Annotated in this window: 12 protein-coding genes; 3 read left to right on the top strand and 9 right to left on the bottom strand. The window is 65.1% G+C overall.

Features of this window, described 5'->3' with window-relative positions; translation table 11 throughout:
• Positions 1–27: 27 nt before the first annotated feature.
• Genes ACFWZ1_RS09290 through ndk form a run of 4 tightly spaced genes read right to left on the bottom strand, consistent with a single transcriptional unit; the run spans position 28 to position 3,380 of the window.
• The gene (locus tag ACFWZ1_RS09290; protein ID WP_439666202.1) at positions 28–1,008 is read right to left on the bottom strand and encodes a helix-turn-helix domain-containing protein; all 981 of its coding nucleotides are present in this window, start codon (positions 1,006–1,008) and stop codon (positions 28–30) included.
• The gene (gene pilW, locus ACFWZ1_RS09295; protein ID WP_231325771.1) at positions 1,005–1,790 is read right to left on the bottom strand and encodes a type IV pilus biogenesis/stability protein PilW; all 786 of its coding nucleotides are present in this window, start codon (positions 1,788–1,790) and stop codon (positions 1,005–1,007) included. The genes ACFWZ1_RS09290 and pilW overlap by 4 nt, the downstream gene beginning before the upstream one ends.
• On the bottom strand, positions 1,780–2,946 hold the full coding sequence (gene rlmN, locus ACFWZ1_RS09300) for a 23S rRNA (adenine(2503)-C(2))-methyltransferase RlmN (RefSeq protein ID WP_439666203.1): 1,167 nt from the start codon (positions 2,944–2,946) through the stop codon (positions 1,780–1,782). The genes pilW and rlmN overlap by 11 nt, the downstream gene beginning before the upstream one ends.
• An 8-nt stretch (positions 2,947–2,954) precedes the next feature.
• Positions 2,955–3,380, bottom strand: a complete 426-nt coding sequence (ndk, locus tag ACFWZ1_RS09305) for a nucleoside-diphosphate kinase (RefSeq protein WP_231325773.1) — start codon at positions 3,378–3,380, stop codon at positions 2,955–2,957.
• Positions 3,381–3,607: 227 nt separating this feature from the next.
• Between ndk and ACFWZ1_RS09310 the strand changes: the two genes are divergently transcribed.
• The 3 genes from ACFWZ1_RS09310 to ACFWZ1_RS09320 all read left to right on the top strand — a co-directional run bounded on the left by ACFWZ1_RS09310 (position 3,608) and on the right by ACFWZ1_RS09320 (position 7,954).
• Complete coding sequence (locus ACFWZ1_RS09310; protein ID WP_231325774.1) at positions 3,608–4,222, top strand: TetR/AcrR family transcriptional regulator; 615 nt, start codon at positions 3,608–3,610, stop codon at positions 4,220–4,222.
• Positions 4,223–4,302: 80 nt separating this feature from the next.
• The gene (locus ACFWZ1_RS09315; RefSeq protein WP_439666204.1) at positions 4,303–6,672 is read left to right on the top strand and encodes a 3-hydroxyacyl-CoA dehydrogenase/enoyl-CoA hydratase family protein; all 2,370 of its coding nucleotides are present in this window, start codon (positions 4,303–4,305) and stop codon (positions 6,670–6,672) included.
• 76 nt (positions 6,673–6,748) lie between these two features.
• On the top strand, positions 6,749–7,954 hold the full coding sequence (locus ACFWZ1_RS09320; RefSeq protein WP_231325776.1) for an acetyl-CoA C-acyltransferase: 1,206 nt from the start codon (positions 6,749–6,751) through the stop codon (positions 7,952–7,954).
• A 182-nt stretch (positions 7,955–8,136) separates the two neighbouring features.
• Here the strand turns inward: ACFWZ1_RS09320 and ACFWZ1_RS09325 are convergent, their stop codons facing one another.
• From ACFWZ1_RS09325 to ACFWZ1_RS09345, 5 genes are all read right to left on the bottom strand, one after another.
• Positions 8,137–8,505 (bottom strand): carboxypeptidase-like regulatory domain-containing protein, encoded by a 369-nt coding sequence (locus tag ACFWZ1_RS09325; RefSeq protein WP_231325777.1) that lies wholly within the window; start codon positions 8,503–8,505, stop codon positions 8,137–8,139.
• Positions 8,506–8,903: 398 nt separating this feature from the next.
• Positions 8,904–9,287, bottom strand: coding sequence for a carboxypeptidase-like regulatory domain-containing protein (locus tag ACFWZ1_RS09330; protein WP_439666205.1), 384 nt, complete (start codon positions 9,285–9,287; stop codon positions 8,904–8,906).
• 346 nt (positions 9,288–9,633) lie between these two features.
• Positions 9,634–12,279: a M1 family metallopeptidase gene (locus ACFWZ1_RS09335; protein WP_439666206.1), complete on the bottom strand. Its 2,646-nt coding sequence runs from the start codon at positions 12,277–12,279 to the stop codon at positions 9,634–9,636.
• Between the two features lie 399 nt (positions 12,280–12,678).
• Positions 12,679–13,437: a hypothetical protein gene (locus ACFWZ1_RS09340; RefSeq protein WP_439666207.1), complete on the bottom strand. Its 759-nt coding sequence runs from the start codon at positions 13,435–13,437 to the stop codon at positions 12,679–12,681.
• A 296-nt stretch (positions 13,438–13,733) separates the two neighbouring features.
• Positions 13,734–17,210 (bottom strand): DEAD/DEAH box helicase family protein, encoded by a 3,477-nt coding sequence (locus ACFWZ1_RS09345; RefSeq protein WP_439666208.1) that lies wholly within the window; start codon positions 17,208–17,210, stop codon positions 13,734–13,736.

The following is a 17,210-nucleotide window of genomic DNA, read 5'->3' on the forward strand; positions in this document are numbered from 1 at the left end:
GGTGCGCTCCTGCAACCGACGGCCGGATCAGGCGCCGCTGGGCGCGGGCTTGCCGTCCTGGACGCGAAAGTGCGCCACATTGGCGCGGCGATAGGCATCCAGTGGCAGCGGCTGGCCGTCGATGCTGACCTGTGCGCCACCGGCGTTGCCGATGCGCACGTCCAGCGGTTGCGCGCTGTTCCAGGTCTTGCTGACGCCGGCCGGCAGCAGGCCGTATTCCAGGCGGGAACCGTCGGCGGCAACCACTTCGACCCAACTCGCTTCGTCCAGCGTCAGGCTCACGCTGTGCCCACCAGGGGCGGCGGCCACGGGGGCCGGCGCGGTGGTCGCGGCTTCAGGCTTGGCGACACTCAGGCTGCCGCTGTCCAGACCCGGGAACGGTGCCATCGAGGCCAGCAACGGTTGCTCCTCGGCCGGCGCAGTGGCAGCCGCCTTGCGAGCAGGTGCCGCCACCGTGGTCTGGGCATTGTTGCTGGCGACGTGCGCCGGGGCGTCCTGTTGGGCAACCGGTGTGGCGTCCAGCGGCGCCAGGTGGCTCAGATCGCGGTCGAGCGTGCCGCGCACGCCCAGCCACACCATCGGCACCACGATCACCGCGGTCAGCACTACGTACGTCGCGGCGGTGGCATAGCGCTCGAGCAGGTAGCGCGAGTGCGACATGCCGCCTGTGGCCACCAACGTGGGCTCGGCGCGCTTGAGGCTCGCGAGTTCCGCCTGGATGGCGTCCTCGTCCACGCCCAGATGACGCGCGTACTTGCCGATGTAGCTGGCCAGGTACACGGCGTAGTCGATGCCCTCGCGCTGGTTGCTCTCCAGCTGGCGCAACACGCGCGCCGGAAGCTTGAGGGCATGTGCGCAGGCGTCGATGTCGAGGCTGCGCGCTTCGCGGGCGGCGCGCAAACGGCTGCCGAAACTGGGGGACTGATCGTTCGACGGGCCATCCGTGATCGCCGCGACGGCGAACAGATCAATCGCACGATGGCCGGGATTGGACTGCTGGAAGGTCATGGGCTAGCGGGTGCGTCGAGGGCGCGGGCCTGATCCGAATCCGGGAACTGGCTTTGCAGTCGCCTGCGGTAGTTTTGGGCAGCATCCGTGTTACCCAGGCGGGTTTCGATGTCGTGGCCGAGCTTGAGGGCGTCGGCGCTAGGCTGTCCCAGCGCGTCGAAGCGCTGGATGAACGCACGCGCGCGGAACGCGTCGTTGTTCAGGTACAGGGCTTTGGCCAAATGCAACAGGGCATCGCCGTTCTGCGGGTTGGCGTCCAGCGCCTTGCGCAGGGTGCCTTCGGCACCAGCCACGTCGTTCATGCGCAGCTGGCAGATGCCCTTGTTGGTCAGCGCGATGTCCGGGGTCTGGTAGAACGGGTCTTTCAGCGCGGTATCGAAGTACCTGAGCGCCTCGGCGCCCTTGCCGACGCGGCAGAGGAACGTGCCGAGGTTGTTGTTCGGCATGCCCTTGTCCGGCTCCAGCTGGACCGCGCGGCGGTAATGCTGCTCAGCCTGCTCCGGGCGATTGATGCGCTCGTCGAGGACGGCAATGACGGTGTGCGCCGGCGCATAGTCCTCGTCGAACTGCAGCGCCTTGTTGAGCTTGTCCAGCGCCGTCTTGAGGTCGCCGTTGGCCATGTACTGCTGGCCGAGCTCGGTATGGACGCGCGCGGCATCCTGTGCCTCCTGGCTCTGGCTCGAATGCGGCACCTTGCCGAGGCTGCCTTCCTCGGTGGTCGTGGTGACGCACCCCGCGAGCACCAGCGCCAGCGCTGCCCCCATCCAGCGTTCAAGACGCATGCACGACTCCTTGTCCCTGATCAAGGCGTTTGCGGAACTCGGCCTGCCGGCGCGTGCGGTCCAGCACCTGGCCCTTCAACTGGCCACAGGCTGCATCGATGTCGTCGCCACGCGTGCGGCGCAGCATGGTAAGGACGTTCGCGTTGAGCAGCTGCGTCTGGAACGCGCGGATGACCTCGGCGTCCGAGCGATCGAAGCGCGTGCCCGGGAAGGGGTTGAACGGGATCAGGTTCACCTTCGCGCTGCCGGTGGGCAGCTTGCGCATCAGCTTGATCAGCTGCTTCGCATGCTCGGGCTGGTCGTTCACACCCTTCATCAGTGTGTATTCAAAGGTGATCGAAGTGCGCGGACGGCGCTCGATCCAGCGCAGGCAGGCGCCCAGCAGTTCGGCGATCGGGTAGCGCTTGTTGAGCGGGACCAGTTCCGTGCGCAGTTCGTCGTTGGCCGCGTGCAGCGACACCGCCAGCGAGACGTCGATCGTTTCGGACAGCTTGTCGATCATCGGCACCAGGCCGGCGGTCGAGAGCGTCACGCGCTTGGACGCCAGGCCGAAGCCCAGGTCATCGCGCATCAGGCTCATCGCGGTGACCACGTTGTCGAAGTTCAGCAGCGGCTCGCCCATGCCCATCATCACCACGTTGGTGATGCGACGGTTCTGGTGCGTGACGTTGCCCAGGTGCTTGGCCGCCACCCACATCTGCCCGATGACTTCGGATGCAGCCAGGTTGCGGTTGAAGCCCTGCGTCGCGGTCGAGCAGAACTGGCAATTCAAGCCGCAGCCGACCTGCGAGGACACGCACAGCGTGCCGCGGGTCGGCTCGGGAATGTAGACCGCCTCGATGGCGTTGCCGCCATCCATGCCAAGCAGCCACTTGTGCGTGCCGTCGGCTGCAGCCTTGTCGAACAGCGTCTTCGGGGGACCGACGTAGCACGTGGCCTCGAGCTTGGCGCGCAGCGCCTTGCCCACGTCGGTCATCCTGCCGAAGTCGTCTTCCAGGCGGTGGTAGATCCACTTCATCACCTGCTCGGCGCGATAAGGCTTCTCGCCGAGCTGCGCGAAGAAATCACGCAGCCCCTGGCGATCGAAATCGAGCAGGTTGACCTTGTCGCTTGTCGCTTTCGGGTCGATGGAAGGGATGGCTACAACCTGGTTCACAACTTATCTCACCGCGGGGAGACTTCCGTCTCCGCAAAGAAGTAGGCAATTTCGACCTTGGCGGTCTCGGCGGCATCGGAGCCGTGCACCGCGTTGGCGTCGATCGAATCGGCGAAGTCAGCGCGGATCGTGCCCGGCGCAGCGTCCTTCGGGTTGGTGGCGCCCATCAGATCGCGATGCTTCAGCACGGCGTTCTCGCCCTGCAGCACCTGGATCATCACCGGACCGGAGATCATGAACTCCACCAGCGCGTTGAAGAACGGGCGCTCCTTGTGCACTGCATAGAAGCCCTCGGCTTCCTTGCGGGACAGCTGCTTCATCTTCGCGGCGATGACCTTCAGGCCGGCCTGCTCGAAACGGGAGTAGATCTGGCCGATCACGTTCTTGGCGACGGCGTCGGGCTTGATGATGGAAAGGGTGCGCTCCAGCGCCATGGGTCTGCTCCGGGAAAACTGGTATCTGAGTGGGCTATCGGCTGTCTTGCCGATCAATGTAGGGCTAAATCCGACACGAAATGCGGATTTAGCTCACGAAAGTTTGACAGATTCTAGCCTGATCGCAAGCGGACACGGCGTGAACCAAACGGCCGTTTGACGGGCCCGAAGCGCCCCGCGTATGCTCAAACGATCGTTTGATTCCTTCCCTGCGAGCGAGCCCAAGCGTGAACAGTTCCGCCTCGACCAAGGAACGCATCCTCTGTGCCGCCGAGGTGCTTTTCGCCCAGCGCGGCTTCGATGGCGCGTCGTTGCGCCAGTTGACGGCCGCCGCCGGAGTCAACCTGGCCGCAGTGAACTACCACTTCGGATCCAAGGACAAGCTCGTCGAGGAGGTGTTCCGCCGCCGCCTCGATACGCTGAACGCACACCGACTGGGAGCGCTCTCGAAGGTCGCCGGCCAGCCCGGCACGACGCTCGAGGCCGTGCTCGACGCCTTCATCCGCCCTGCCCTGGCGCTCTCCGGCGACGGCAGCGGCTCGCTGTTCATGCGCGTGCTGGCACGCGCATTCGCGGAGCACGACGACCATTTGCGCCAGTTCATGTCCGAGAACTACGGACATGTCATGCGCCAGTTCACCGCCGAGTTCGCCCGACTGCTGCCCGGGCTCAGCCGCGAGGAACTTTACTGGCGCATCGACCTGGTGACCGGTGCGCTGACCCATGCCATGTCCGGCTTCGGCATGATCCAGCGCAAGGGCGGCGTCAGCGAGGCCGCCCACCGCGAGCAGACGATCGCGCACCTGATCCGCTTCGCCAGCGCCGGCCTCAGCCACCCCTGAGCCCTTCCGAACTCACCGGCCAGCCACGGCTGGCTGCCTAGCCTCATTCGTTTCGCTGTCCGCATCCCCTGGAGAAGCCAATGCCCGCAACACTCCGCATCCGCAAGGCCGCCGTGCTGGGCGCCGGCGTCATGGGCGCGCAGATCGCCGCGCACCTGACCAACGCCGGTCTCGAAACCGTGCTGTTCGACCTTCCCTCCAAGGAAGGTCCCAAGAGCGGCATCGCGATCAAGGCGATCGCCAACCTCGCCAAGCTCTCGCCTGCTCCACTGGCGGACAAGAATCTCGCCGCCGCGATCATCCCGGCCAACTACGACGAGGACCTCGATCATCTTAAGGAGGTCGACCTGGTCATCGAGGCGATCGCCGAGCGGATGGACTGGAAGCTCGATCTCTACAGGAAGATCGCCACGCACCTTTCGAAAACCGCGGTCATCGCGTCCAACACCTCCGGCCTGTCGATCAACACGCTGGCCGAAGCGCTCCCCGAAGAAATGCGCCACCGCTTCTGCGGCGTGCACTTCTTCAATCCCCCGCGTTACATGCACCTGGTCGAGCTGATCCCCACGCGCCTCACCGATGCCAGCGTGATCGAAGGCCTGGAAGCCTTCCTCGCCACCACGGTCGGCAAGGGCGTGGTGATCGCCAAGGACACCCCGAACTTCATCGGCAACCGCATCGGTGTGTTCTCGATGCTCGCGACCATGCACCACACGGAGCAGTTCAAGCTCGGCTTCGACACGGTCGACGCGCTGACCGGGCCTGCGATCGGCCGCCCCAAGAGCGCCACCTACCGCACCGCGGACGTGGTCGGCCTGGACACCATGGCGCACGTGATCAAGACCATGGGCGACACCTTGGCCGATGATCCGTGGCACAGGTATTTCAAGACACCGGCGGTGCTGCAGGGCCTGATCGACGCCGGCGCACTCGGCCAGAAGACCGGCGCCGGCTTCTACAAGAAGGTCGGCAAGGACATCCTTGTCCTGGACCCGGCCAGGCGCGACTACGTGCCTTCCGAACAGAAGGCGTCCGATGAAGTCGCCGCCATCCTCGCGATCAAGGACCCGGCCGAAAGGTTCACGAAACTGCGCGCGTCCAGCGATCCGCAGGCGCAGTTCCTGTGGGCGATCTTCTGCGACCTGTTCCACTACACCGCCTACCACCTGGCCGACATCGCCGACACCGCGCGCGACGTCGACTTCGCCATCCGCTGGGGCTACGGCTGGAAGCTCGGTCCCTTCGAAACCTGGCAGGCCGCCGGCTGGCAGCAAGTGGCGAACTGGATCGCCGAGGACATCAAGGCCGGCAAGGCGATGAGCGATGCGCCGCTGCCCGCCTGGGTCACCGACGGCCGCAACGGCGTGCACGGCAAGGCGGGCTCCTACTCGGCCGCGTCGAACACCGACAAGCCGCGCTCCACCCACGCCGTCTACGCGCGCCAGCTCTTCCCTGACGCGATCCTCGGCGAGAAGTTCGACCAGGGCACCACCGTGTGGGAGAACGAGGGCGTCCGCCTGTGGACGCTGGGCGACGACGGCGTCGGCATCCTCTCGTTCAAGACCAAGATGAACACGGTCAACGACCACGTGCTCGACGGCATCCAGCACGCCATCGGGGTGGCGGAGGAGAAGCTCAAGGCGGTGGTGATCTGGCAGACCGGCGAACCGTTCTCCGCCGGCGCGGACCTGAAGGGTGCGCTCGGCCTGCTGAAGGACGGCAAGTTCGACGCCTTCGAGTCGATGGTGGAAAACTTCCAGCGCACGAGCATGCGCATCAAGCACTCGCTGGTTCCCGTCGTCGCCGCCGTGCGCGGGCTGTGCCTGGGCGGCGGCTGCGAATTCCAGATGCATTCGGCACGCACCGTGGCCGCGCTGGAAAGCTACATCGGCCTGGTCGAAGCCGGCGTGGGTCTGCTGCCTGCGGGCGGCGGCCTGAAAGAGCTGGCCGTACGTGCGGCGAACGCCAACCCGGCCGATCCGTTCGAATCGCTCAAGAAGGTGTTCGAGACGGTGGCCATGGCCAAGGTTTCCGCCAGTGCGTTCGAAGCGAAGCAGCTGGGCCTGCTGCGCGAGTCCGACGTCGTGGTGTTCAACGCCTACGAGTTGCTCTACGTGGCCAGGAAGGTCGCCTCGGCGCTTGCCGAGAGCGGCTGGCGCCCGCCCCTGCCCGCCCGCGCGATCCCGGTCGCCGGCGACACCGGCACGGCGACCTTCAAGGCGTCGCTGGTCAACCTGCAGGCCGGCTACTTCGCCTCCGAGCACGACGTGGCGATCGCCAGCCGCATCGCGGACACGCTGTGCGGCGGTGGCATCGAGCGCGGCTCGCTGGTCGATGAGGCCTGGCTGCTCAAGCTCGAGCGCAAGCACTTCGTGGAACTGGCCAAGACCGAGAAGACCCAGGCCCGCATCGCCCACACCATGACCACCGGCAAGCCGCTGCGCAACTGATCCGCGCGACAGGCCCACGAACGCAAACCACAACGCGTCGGCGCTTCAGACAAGCGCGACGCGACGGAGCAAAACGATGACCAAGCAAATCCAGGACGCCTACATCGTCGCCGCCACGCGCACGCCGGTCGGCAAGGCGCCGCGCGGCGTCTTCAGGAACACCCGCCCGGATGACATGCTCGCCCACGTGATCCGCGCCGTGATGGCGCAGGCGCCGGGCATCGACCCGCACCGCATCGGCGACGCCGTGATCGGCTGCGCCATGCCCGAGGCCGAGCAAGGCATGAACGTAGCGCGCATCGGCGTGCTGCTCGCCGGCCTGCCGCACACCGTGCCCGGCGTCACCATCAACCGCTTCTGCTCCTCGGGCCTGCAGGCCGTGGCCTACGCGGCGGACGCGATCCGCCTGGGCGAGGCCGACCTGATGCTCGCCGGCGGTACCGAGAGCATGAGCATGGTACCGATGATGGGCCACAAGGTCGCGATGAACCCGGCGATCTTCGACAACGAGCACATCGGCATCGCTTACGGCATGGGTATCACTGCCGAGAACGTCGCCAAGCAATGGAAGGTCAGCCGCGAGGAGCAGGACGCCTTCGCCGCGCGCAGCCACGAGCGCGCGCTGGCCGCGCAGGCCGCCGGTGAGTTCAAGGACGAGATCACCCCGTTCCAGCTCGACGACCATTATCCGGACCTGGCCAATGACACGATCGTCACCGACAGCCGCGTCATCAGCCAGGACGAAGGTCCCCGCCCGGGTAGCACGCCCGACGTGCTGGCCAAGCTCAAGCCGGTTTTCCGCAACGGTCAGTTCGGTGGCAGCGTCACCGCGGGCAACTCCAGCCAGATGTCCGATGGCGCCGGCGCCGTGCTGATCGCCAGCGAGAAGGCCATCAAGGAATACAACCTGCAGCCGCTGGCCCGGTTCGTCGGCTTCGCCGTCGCCGGCGTGCCGCCGGAGGTGATGGGCATCGGTCCCAAGGAAGCGATCCCGCTGGCGCTCAAGCGCACCGGCATCAGTCGTGAGCAGCTCGACTGGATCGAGCTCAACGAAGCCTTCGCCGCCCAGGCGCTGGCCGTGATGAAGGATCTCGAGCTTGACCCGGCCAAGGTCAACCCGCTGGGCGGCGCCATCGCGCTGGGCCATCCGCTCGGCGCCACGGGTGCCGTGCGTGTGGCGACGCTGGTGCACGGCCTGCGCCGGCACAAGCAGAAGTACGGGATGGTCACCATGTGCATCGGCACCGGCATGGGCGCGGCGGGCATCTTCGAAGCGCTCTGACGGACTTCCCTCGCCGGGAGGAGCCGCCACCGTTGTAGGAGCGCTTGGGCGCGACCGCGGTTCGGGTGATCGCCACCTCGGACACCCGGTTCGCGCCTAAGGGCGCTTCTGACAAAAAAAGCCAGCGCCTTGCGGCGCTGGCTTTTCGTTTCGCCGGACGCCTGGACGCCCGGCTCGACGCCTTACTGCTGGCCGGTGGCCGACGCCTGACCGTCGAAATCCACCTTGATGCCGCGACCCACCACCACCGGCACGTTGACGTGCTTGGCGACCGGCTGGCCGTTCTCCGACAGCGTCACCGTGTAGACGCCGATCGGCAGCGCACGGATCGCGTAGCGGCCCTTCTCGTCAGCCTGGACCTCGCGCTGGGTGCCGGTGGTCGTGCTCTTGGCCAGGACGGTGCTGCCGGCCGGCGCGTTGCCGAACACTTCGCCGGCGGTGGCCTGCGCGTGGACCGCGGCGGAACCCGCCATGCCGAACAATGCGACGGCGGCGGCCGCCACGAAGCCACGACGGATCGAACCCGTTTTGATCGAGTGGAGCTTGCTCATGGGTTTTTCCTTCTTTTCGTTATCGATGTGGGGAGAACCGCGGGCCGCCAGGGGTTTGGCGTTGTGCCCGCGGATCGTGCGGATGGCTTCGACCGGCGCTCGACGAGCCACCAACCAACACCCTCCGCAGCCGCGCACCAGGCATGCGCCTCCGTGCGGCGTGCGCAGCGTACTCGATTGCCCGGAGCGGCCGAAGGGTAAGAAGTCACCCCGGCGGAAGAAGATCCACAACAGGCTTGCACCGGCGCAGCCGTAGTGGACGGTGGCGTTCCCGCCCATTCCCGTGGGAAGAGCAGGCCAGGTCCACGCCGACGCCCGGTCGCATAAAGCGCCCGGCGTTTCCGCGCCGGGCGCCAGATGCCTTGCGTATCGTCGACGCCCTTGCCGGGGCCCCTTCGTTAGTTCGCCGCGACCTCCGAGCACCGTCCATGGAAACAACCAAAATCCACCCTGGAACCGGTGTCCACGAGCACCTGCACATTCGGGTGCATGACCGTAGGCTGGCCGTTGTCGAGCACCGTGACCGAATAGATGCCTACCGGCACCCAGCCCATCCGATAGAGGCCCCGGTCATTTGCGCGGATCGTGCGATGGATGCCGATCTCGGGACTGCTGACCAGCACGGTGGCGCCCGCGGGCGCCCTGCCGAATACCCTGCCCGTCGTGATCTCGTTGGCCGAAACCGTAGCGGAGCCCAGTGCACCGAAGACGCCAACGACCGCCAGCGCCAAGGCCCCCGCCGCAAGGCGGCGGTGTATGCGGATTGCAGAGCATGCGTTCATGGGGATACCTGCTTCTCATCGACGTGGGGGACCCATGAGCGGCCAGGGGTTTGGCTTATCGCTCATGAGGTTTCGGACGGTCCGCCTGCCACACGCACGGATGATCGCCTGCCACAGGCACCGCCCACGGCCGTCCCATCGATGAAAGAGCCATCCATCAGACGGCGCGATCAGCGTATGCCGACCATGGCGATCGGATAGGGCCAGAGGTCATGCCGTGGAAGGGATTTTCGTCAAGGCCCGATCAAGGCAGCCGATCACCCGCCAGCGTGGCTGAGGTCCCCGCGGCACGCAAAGAAAAAGGCCCCGCCATGCGGGGCCTTCCTCTCTCACCGACCCGGCCGGATCAGCCGGCGTGCTTGTCCAGCCACGCGTCGATTTCCGACAGGCGATCCTTGCGGATCATCATGCGGTACTTAATGTTCGCGACCACCTGCTCGGCCACGCGGCGCGAGGTCGGCGCGATGTACTTCTGCGCGTAGTCCTGGATCTTCTGGATCATCTCCGGCTTGGTCGAGCTTGCGCCCAGCACCGGGTAGTAGCGGCTGCTGGAGGTCGAATCGACCAGCTTGTTGACTTGCTCGCGGTGGGCCACGGCGAAGTCGAACGCCATCTCCGGATGGTAGAAGCCCACCGCACGGATCATGCCCGCGCTGTTGGTCGCACCCGGCTCGTCGGTGAGTGCCAGGTCGAGCGCACGCTGTGCCAGCGCATCGTTCTCGGGGATCGAGAGCATGCTGTAGAGCTGGTCCTTGATCAGCGGCGTGGTCTCGGCCTTGGCCTGGGCGTGCAGCTGGTCCCAGGTCGACTGATCGGCCTTCTGCGCGACGATCGCGGTGATGGTCTTGCGCAGCGCCACCGGCACGGCGTTCGGATCGGTCTTCTGCGCGGCGAAGCGGCGACGGGCCTCGTTGATCACCTGCTCGTCGCCCAGGCCTGCCATCGTGCCGATCAGCTCCTGGCGCAGGTTGGCGGTCGGCGCGCTCTCGCCCGGCCTGGCCTCCCAGCCGATCTTGGCAAACACCGGCTGCAGCTGGCCCAGCGCGAAGCTGCGCAGGCGCTGCTGCCGTGCCTGGTCGCCGCGGTAGTAGTTGTCCAGCGCCGAGAGGTAACCGGCCACCTCGGACCACACCTGCGGGTCGGCGTCGGCCGGCGTCGCGGTGATCAACGCCAGCACGTTGGACACCGGCTCGTTGCCGGCCATGCCCAGCGCCCAGGTGTCGCCCAGCAGACCGAGCTGGTCGATCGGCGCGAGCTTGGCGAACTGGCCCTTCAGCGCGTCGAAGTTGTTCTGCGCGTAGAGCGTGCGGTAGTAGCCGGTCTGGCCGGCGTTGACCAGCACCGGGCCACAGCCCGGCACGGTCATCGTGGCCTTGCCGTCGACCACCATGCGCACCGGCTCGCCGCCGACCGTCTGGGCGATCACCGGCACGTGCCAGCGAAGCGGCTTCTTCTCCGGCCGGTCACGGGTGAACTCGCCCTGGCGCAGCGCGATGCTGGTCTTGCCATTGGTGCACGCGGCCGCGCGCACCTCGAGCATCGGAATGCCCGGCTGCAGCGTGAAGTCGTGCGCGATCTGCGTGATCGGCTTGCCGGCCGCGGCCTGCACCGACTTCCACAGGTCGTCCGACACCGTGTTGCCGTGCTCGTGCGCCTTGATGTAGTTGCGCACGCCGGTGCGCCAGGCCTCTTCGCCCACGTAGCCTTCCAGCATGTGGATCACCGCCTCGCCCTTGGAATAGGTGATCGCGTCGAACGCCTGGCTGGCCTGCTCCACCGTCTCTACGTGTTGCACCACCGGATGCGTGGTGACGACCGAATCCTGGCTCATCGCGCCTTCGCGCACGCCGACCGCGTCCAGCTCGGTGTGCCATTCCGGGTGCAGCTTCTGGGTGGTGCGCGCGGCCATCCACGAGGCGAAGCCCTCGTTGAGCCACAGGTCGTCCCACCAGCTCATCGTCACCAGGTCGCCGAACCACTGGTGCGCCATCTCGTGCGCGGCGACGTTGAACACGCGCTCCTTGTCCCGCTGCGTGGAGATGTGCGGGTTCATCAGCAGCGAATACTCGAAGGTGAAGATCGCGCCCCAGTTCTCCATCGCCGAAAAGAACTGGCTCTGGCCCGGCGCCGCGATGTTGTCCAGCTTCGGCAGCGGGTACGGCACGCCGAAGTAGTCGTTGTATTCCTTCAGCACCAGCTTGGACGAATCCAGCGCGAACTGCGCCTGGTCGACCATGCCCTTCTGCGTGATTACGCCGATCTCGGTGCCTTCGGCGTCGAGCGTCGCGCGCTCGAAATCACCCAGGCCGAAGAACAGCAGGTAGGTCGACATCTTCGGCGACTGGCCGAAGTGGACTTCGGTCATGCCGTTGCCCAGGTCCTTCTTCGAAGCGATCGGCAGGTTGCTCACCGCCATCTCGCCCGTCGGCACGGTGGCCGTCAGGGTGAAGGTGGCCTTGTAGTTGGGCTCGTCCCACGAGGGAATGAAGCGGCGGGCGTCGGAGTTCTCGAACTGCGTGTACAGCGCGCGCTTCTTGCCGGCCTTGGTGTCGTAGTCCAGCGCGAACAGGCCGTTGGCCTGGGTGCCGATCTTGCCGGCGTAGGTCATCGCCAGGCGGTAGGTGCCCGCGGGGATCGGATGGTCGAAGGTGAAGGTCGCGGTCTGCGCCTTCTCATCCACCGCGATCTTTGGCGCGGCGAACGCCATCTTGCCCTTCTCCGCCGTCAGCGAGGCCTTGGAGAAGGTCAGGTCCGCGGCATTGAGCGTGATCGAGCTGGTCGGCTTGACCACCGTCAGGGTGATCGTCACCTGGCCATCGAACGTCATCTTCTCCGCATGCGGCGTCACCGCCACGTCGTAGTGCGAAGGCACCACCCCCCGCGGCAACTGCGTCGTCGCCTCCCGCACCTCGGCCGCCGAAGCGACCCCCAACGGAGCCATGGAAAGCCCGGCCAGGGCCAGGCAGATTGCGGAAGCTAGTGAACGGCGCATAGGGGTCCTTGTGGGGATGAGCGGTGCGACGGGCAGTGCCGGCGGCACCGCGGGGGTGACGAACGGCATAGAGCCCCGCGAGTGTTGCCCGAGTCGGGCGTGAGGGACACGGCCGGAAGTCATGGGGTGGGCCATCGCCGGAAGAGAGCGTCGCTCGCTGATTGAGAACGCGCGCGACACCTAAAGCACCTTCGCACTCGATTTGGTAGCGAGCGCGCGCAAACCAGCCTTCGAACGACCCTGCGCCAGTTGCGCGAGCCAGACCTTTAAAAATGCTTGCGTTACTGGCCCAGAGTTTTGGCTTAGCCAAGCTTGGCTTAGCTCCAAAAGAGCGATCGCCATTCCCAAGCCCTACAAACCTCAATTAAAGGCTTATCGCGACCTGCTAACTCTTCTTACTTAGGCCACTTCGGTCGCAGCGATAGCTTCCCGCCCATCGCGCAATGCGACCAACCCTAGATATAAGCAAATGGGTATGGTTTTGCGGAATGCAGGTCCTTGCATGTCGAATGCCAGCCAGGCGCCCGATGCGACCCACACCGCAGGCCCCAGCGCATTCAACCACGGGTTCCGCTTAATCACTTCCGTCACCAGCTTCTTGGCTGCCTGTTGGCCAATAAAACGGGCGATAATACCCACGACGACAGTTTCGATGACTCCGGTAGCGACCTTGGGACCGAGTACTTCGATAAGCAGGGGAACAAGAACTTCGCCCTTCGTTTTAACGTGCTCGAGGAACAGATCGCGTTCCTTGTCACCGATCTTAAAGTCCCTGAAAGTTTTGGCGAGGTCCTCGGCGGACTTGCTCCGCAGTTCCTTGTCTACCGTCGCGGCGACCAACTGTTCAAGCATGGCTTCGATGCTTGCTCCTTGCCTGATCTTAACTTTTAGTTTCTCGCAAACATCAGCGACTAGCTCACTCGATGAGATCCCGGGATCTCTGCTCGACACTGCCCGCGCGAAGTAAGCAAGATCGGCGGAACCGAAGTACCTGATCTGCTCGTCCAGCAAATCAATCAGCTCTTCTCTCTTGGATGGATCTCTAAGCAACTTTTTGCGCTTACTATCATTAGTAAACGAAGCGTAATTATCCAGAACCTCAGAAACATACTGAAAGTCTTCGTCCGTGCATTTTTTCAAAATGGCTTTCAAATTCATTCCCCTGTATGGTCGTCTGCAGGCTAAGCATTAGCCAGTCACTCGGCGTTGGCTGCCTGCTGACATACTCGCATCAGCCGCTGTGTCGCGGCAACAACTACCCACAAGCCAATGAATGCAAATACGTTCTTGGCCACGTCAGTCTCCACGGAGGCATGCCCGGCTTATACCGGTCCTTACAAGCTAATGCAGCGTAGTCTCATAACTTCGGACTAAGGCAGCAGCCAAGGCGAAGGAGCCAGAAAGCGGTAGCACCGGGCCGGCCTCAGTCATAGCAACCTGTTGGGAGACCGCAACTAGGCGGCCCTTTGGTTGATGTCGGCCAATACGGCAAGAATGGCATCAGCATCGCCATCGCCAAAAGCCCCATCAAGCCCCTCGTGATGCAGCCTGGTAAATGGCGGCTCGTAGAGCTGACCCGGCTCCATCACCCCGCGCATGGTGAGGCGGTCGATCATCATTTCAATGAAGCGGATTTGCTGACTGCTGTAGCGGGCTTCATCCAGGAAGTGGCCGAACGCCTCCTTGGCGGCATTCCGGTCCAGGCCGACCAGCGACCGGACAAACCGCGCGAGCGGTGCCCCATCGCCATAACACTGCTCGAATCGCGCCCGGCTCTCCACAGGCTCGGACTCGTAGACGAAACGCTCCAGTTCGTGCAGGTCTGTTGGCGTCAGCGGCTTGTTGTGCTTGAGCTTGGCGATCGCGACATGGTTCTCGTTGGCGCGGATGTACGCCTCTACCTTCTTCTTGTACTGGGCGAGGTTGACGCCGGTGCTGAAGTCCTTAAGAGTGACTTCGCTCCCCTCGCCAATCTGGTCGGTGAGCACGCTGTACACCGGCTTGGAGGACTTGCGTTCGATGAACTGGATCAGCCCGCGTAGGTGCCGCCGCACGTGCTCGATCATCGGCAGAGTGATGTCCTTCCAGTACTCCTCGGTTTGCACGTCCTGGATCAGCGCCAGCTCCGCGCGCACGGAAGGAATCGCCTCCTTTGTTTCTAGCTCGCTGGCCAGCTCGATTACCTTGTCCCGATAGGCGATGAAATCCGCGGTAGAGCGCACCAGGGCCAACTGCAGGTTCAGGCAGATCAGGTCGAACAGCTTGGCCGTAATGTGTTCCGGCTCGCGCTCGCTCGGCAGTCCGGCTACATGGGCGCGCAGGTCGCCTAGAGCCGAATCGTCCAGCGACAGCCATGACTCGCGCTCGCGGAACCGGGTCACGTGCTCGCGCTCCGTCCGCACGATGAAGTTGTCCAGATTCATCGCGACGACTTCCCCATGCAGCTCGTCGGTCAGCGACGCCCGCAGCGCGCCGAGCGCGTCGTACCTACCCGGCTGGTCCGAGCTGGTATGTGGATCGGGGAACTGCCCGTCCGGCAGCAATGACAGCAGGTCAAGCCGCGCCTTGAACAAGCGCTTGCCAAGAGGCTCAGCCAGCCCTCCCAGCGCGCCCTTCGGATTCTCGTTGAAGTATTCGAAGTTGGCGCAGAAGTCGAAGATGTAGAACTCGGTTTTGTGCGCGCCCGGTGCGAACAGTTCCGGGCACAGGCGGGTGCCTCGGCCGATCATCTGCAGGAACTTCACCTTCGAGCGCACCGCCTTGAAGAACACCAGGTTCAGCACCTGCGGCACGTCGATGCCGGTGTCCAGCATGTCCACCGAAATGGCGATCTGCGGCAGCTTGTTGAGCTTGCTGCCGAAGTCGTCGATCAGGCTCTGGGCGTAATTCACCGCATGGGTGATCACGCGGGCGAACTCGCCTTTGTAATGCGGGTAGTTGTCGTTGAAGCGCCTGGCGATGAACTCGGCATGCTTCTGGTTCACCGCGAAGATGATGGTCTTGCCCAGCTTGTCGCCGCCGTCCACTTTCAGGCCGTGCTCCATCAGGTGGCGGAGCATCTTGTCGACGGTGTCCTGGTTGAACAGCTTCTTGTTGATGTCGGAAGCCGCCACCTCGTTGGGCGCCTCTTCGCTCTCGCCGGCGCGGTCGCCCCAGTCCAGCGACTCCCAGTGCTCCTTTTCCTCGTCACTCAGCTCGTCGTACTTGATGCCTTCGCGGACGAACTTCATCGGCACCGAGTGCGCCTTAGGCGGCACCAGGAAGCCGTCGGCCACCGCCTCGTCCAGCGAGTAGGCGTCGGTGGGCACGCCAGTTTCCAGGCCGAACAGATGGTAGGTGTCGCGGTCCACCTCGTCGCGCGGGGTGGCGGTGAGGCCCACCAGGTAGCTGTCGAAGTAGCGGAAGATCGCGCCGTACTTCTGGTACACGCTGCGGTGCGCCTCGTCGACGATCACCAGGTCGAAATGCCCGACGCCGTAGCGACGGGTATCGCCGTCCATCTGGTCGATCAGGCCCATCATGGTCGGATAGGTGCTGAGGTACACCCGGCCCTGCCCGTGCTTCTTGGTCACCAGGTTCACCGGACTGGAATCAGGCAGATGCTCCTTGAACGCCCCGGCCGCCTGGTTCACCAGCGCCACGCGGTCGGCCAGGAACAGCACGCGCTTCACCCAGTTGGCGCGCATCAGCAGCTCCACCAAAGCGATGGCGGTGCGGGTCTTGCCGGTGCCGGTGGCCATGGTCAGCAGGCCCGCGCGGCGGCCGCTGGCTAGCGCCTCGACCATCGCGCGGATGGCGCGTTGCTGGTAAGGGCGCTCCACGATGGCGGTGTTGATCGCCAGCGCGCGCGGGTCACCCTGCATGCCCCGGCGCTGGATCGCCAGCTCCAGTTCCTCACGGGTGTAAAAGCCCTGCACCTCACGCGGCGGCGCGCGGCGGTCGTCCCACAGCCAGGTGGTGTTGCCGTTGGTGTAGAAGATCAGCGGTCGGCGGCCCTTCTCGGCCTCCAGGCAGTCGGCATAGAGCCTGGCTTGCTGCTGGCCCACGTCCGGGTCTTTCAGGCTGCGCTTGGCCTCCACCACCGCCAGCGGCAGGCCGTCCTTGCCCCACAGCACGTAGTCGACGAAACCCTCGCCCTTATTGTTGGGCATGCCGGTCACCGGCACTTCCACCGAGGCATTGCCGCCCACCGTCCAGCCGGCCTCGCGCAGCAAAACGTCGATGAAGAAGCGGCGCGTGTCCGCCTCGTCGTAGTCGTGCGTGTCGGGCACGGCGATATTGGCGGCCTTGGCCTGGGCCAGCTCGGCGCGGGCTTCGGCCAGCTTCGCGTTCACCTGCGCCAGTAGCGCCTCGCGCTCGGCCAGCGTGGCGGCCTGCTCGGCAATCGCCGCCTCGCGCTGTTCCAGCGCAGCGTGCTGGGCGGCAATCTGCTGCTGGAACTTCGCCTCCTGCTTTTTCAGCTCCTCGCGGGTCAGCGCGATGGCTTCGTCGGCACGCACCAGCCGCGGCACGCGCTTTTCGTCAAAGCTGGCCTCCAGCGATTTGGGATCGCTGGCGCGGGTGTAGTTGCGCACCAGCCAGAACAGCACGTGGAACAGCTCGCGCACCAGCCGCAGCGCATCCAGCTGCCCGATCGGCTGACCGGCATGCACTGCCTGGTTGCCCAGCTTCTGGATCAGACGGGTCTTCTGGTGGATATGCGGCGGCAGCAGCTGCTGGAAGTCGTGGTCCGTCAGCAGCACATTGAGGCCGCTGTCGTACGGCATGCGGAGGTCGCGGTCGTGCTCGTACAGCCAGTGCACCGCCTGCTCCAGCGCATGGCGGGTGCGCATGCAGCAGGCGCGCGGATCGGAATAGACCAGTTGCTCCGCGCCCTTTGCCGGCTCGTAGAGCGGTTTGAACTCGGGGAGGAGGAACTGGAAGTTGGTCAT

It is taken from the genome of Frateuria sp. GZRe14 (assembly GCF_051900395.1).
GTDB lineage: Bacteria > Pseudomonadota > Gammaproteobacteria > Xanthomonadales > Rhodanobacteraceae > Frateuria_A > Frateuria_A edaphi.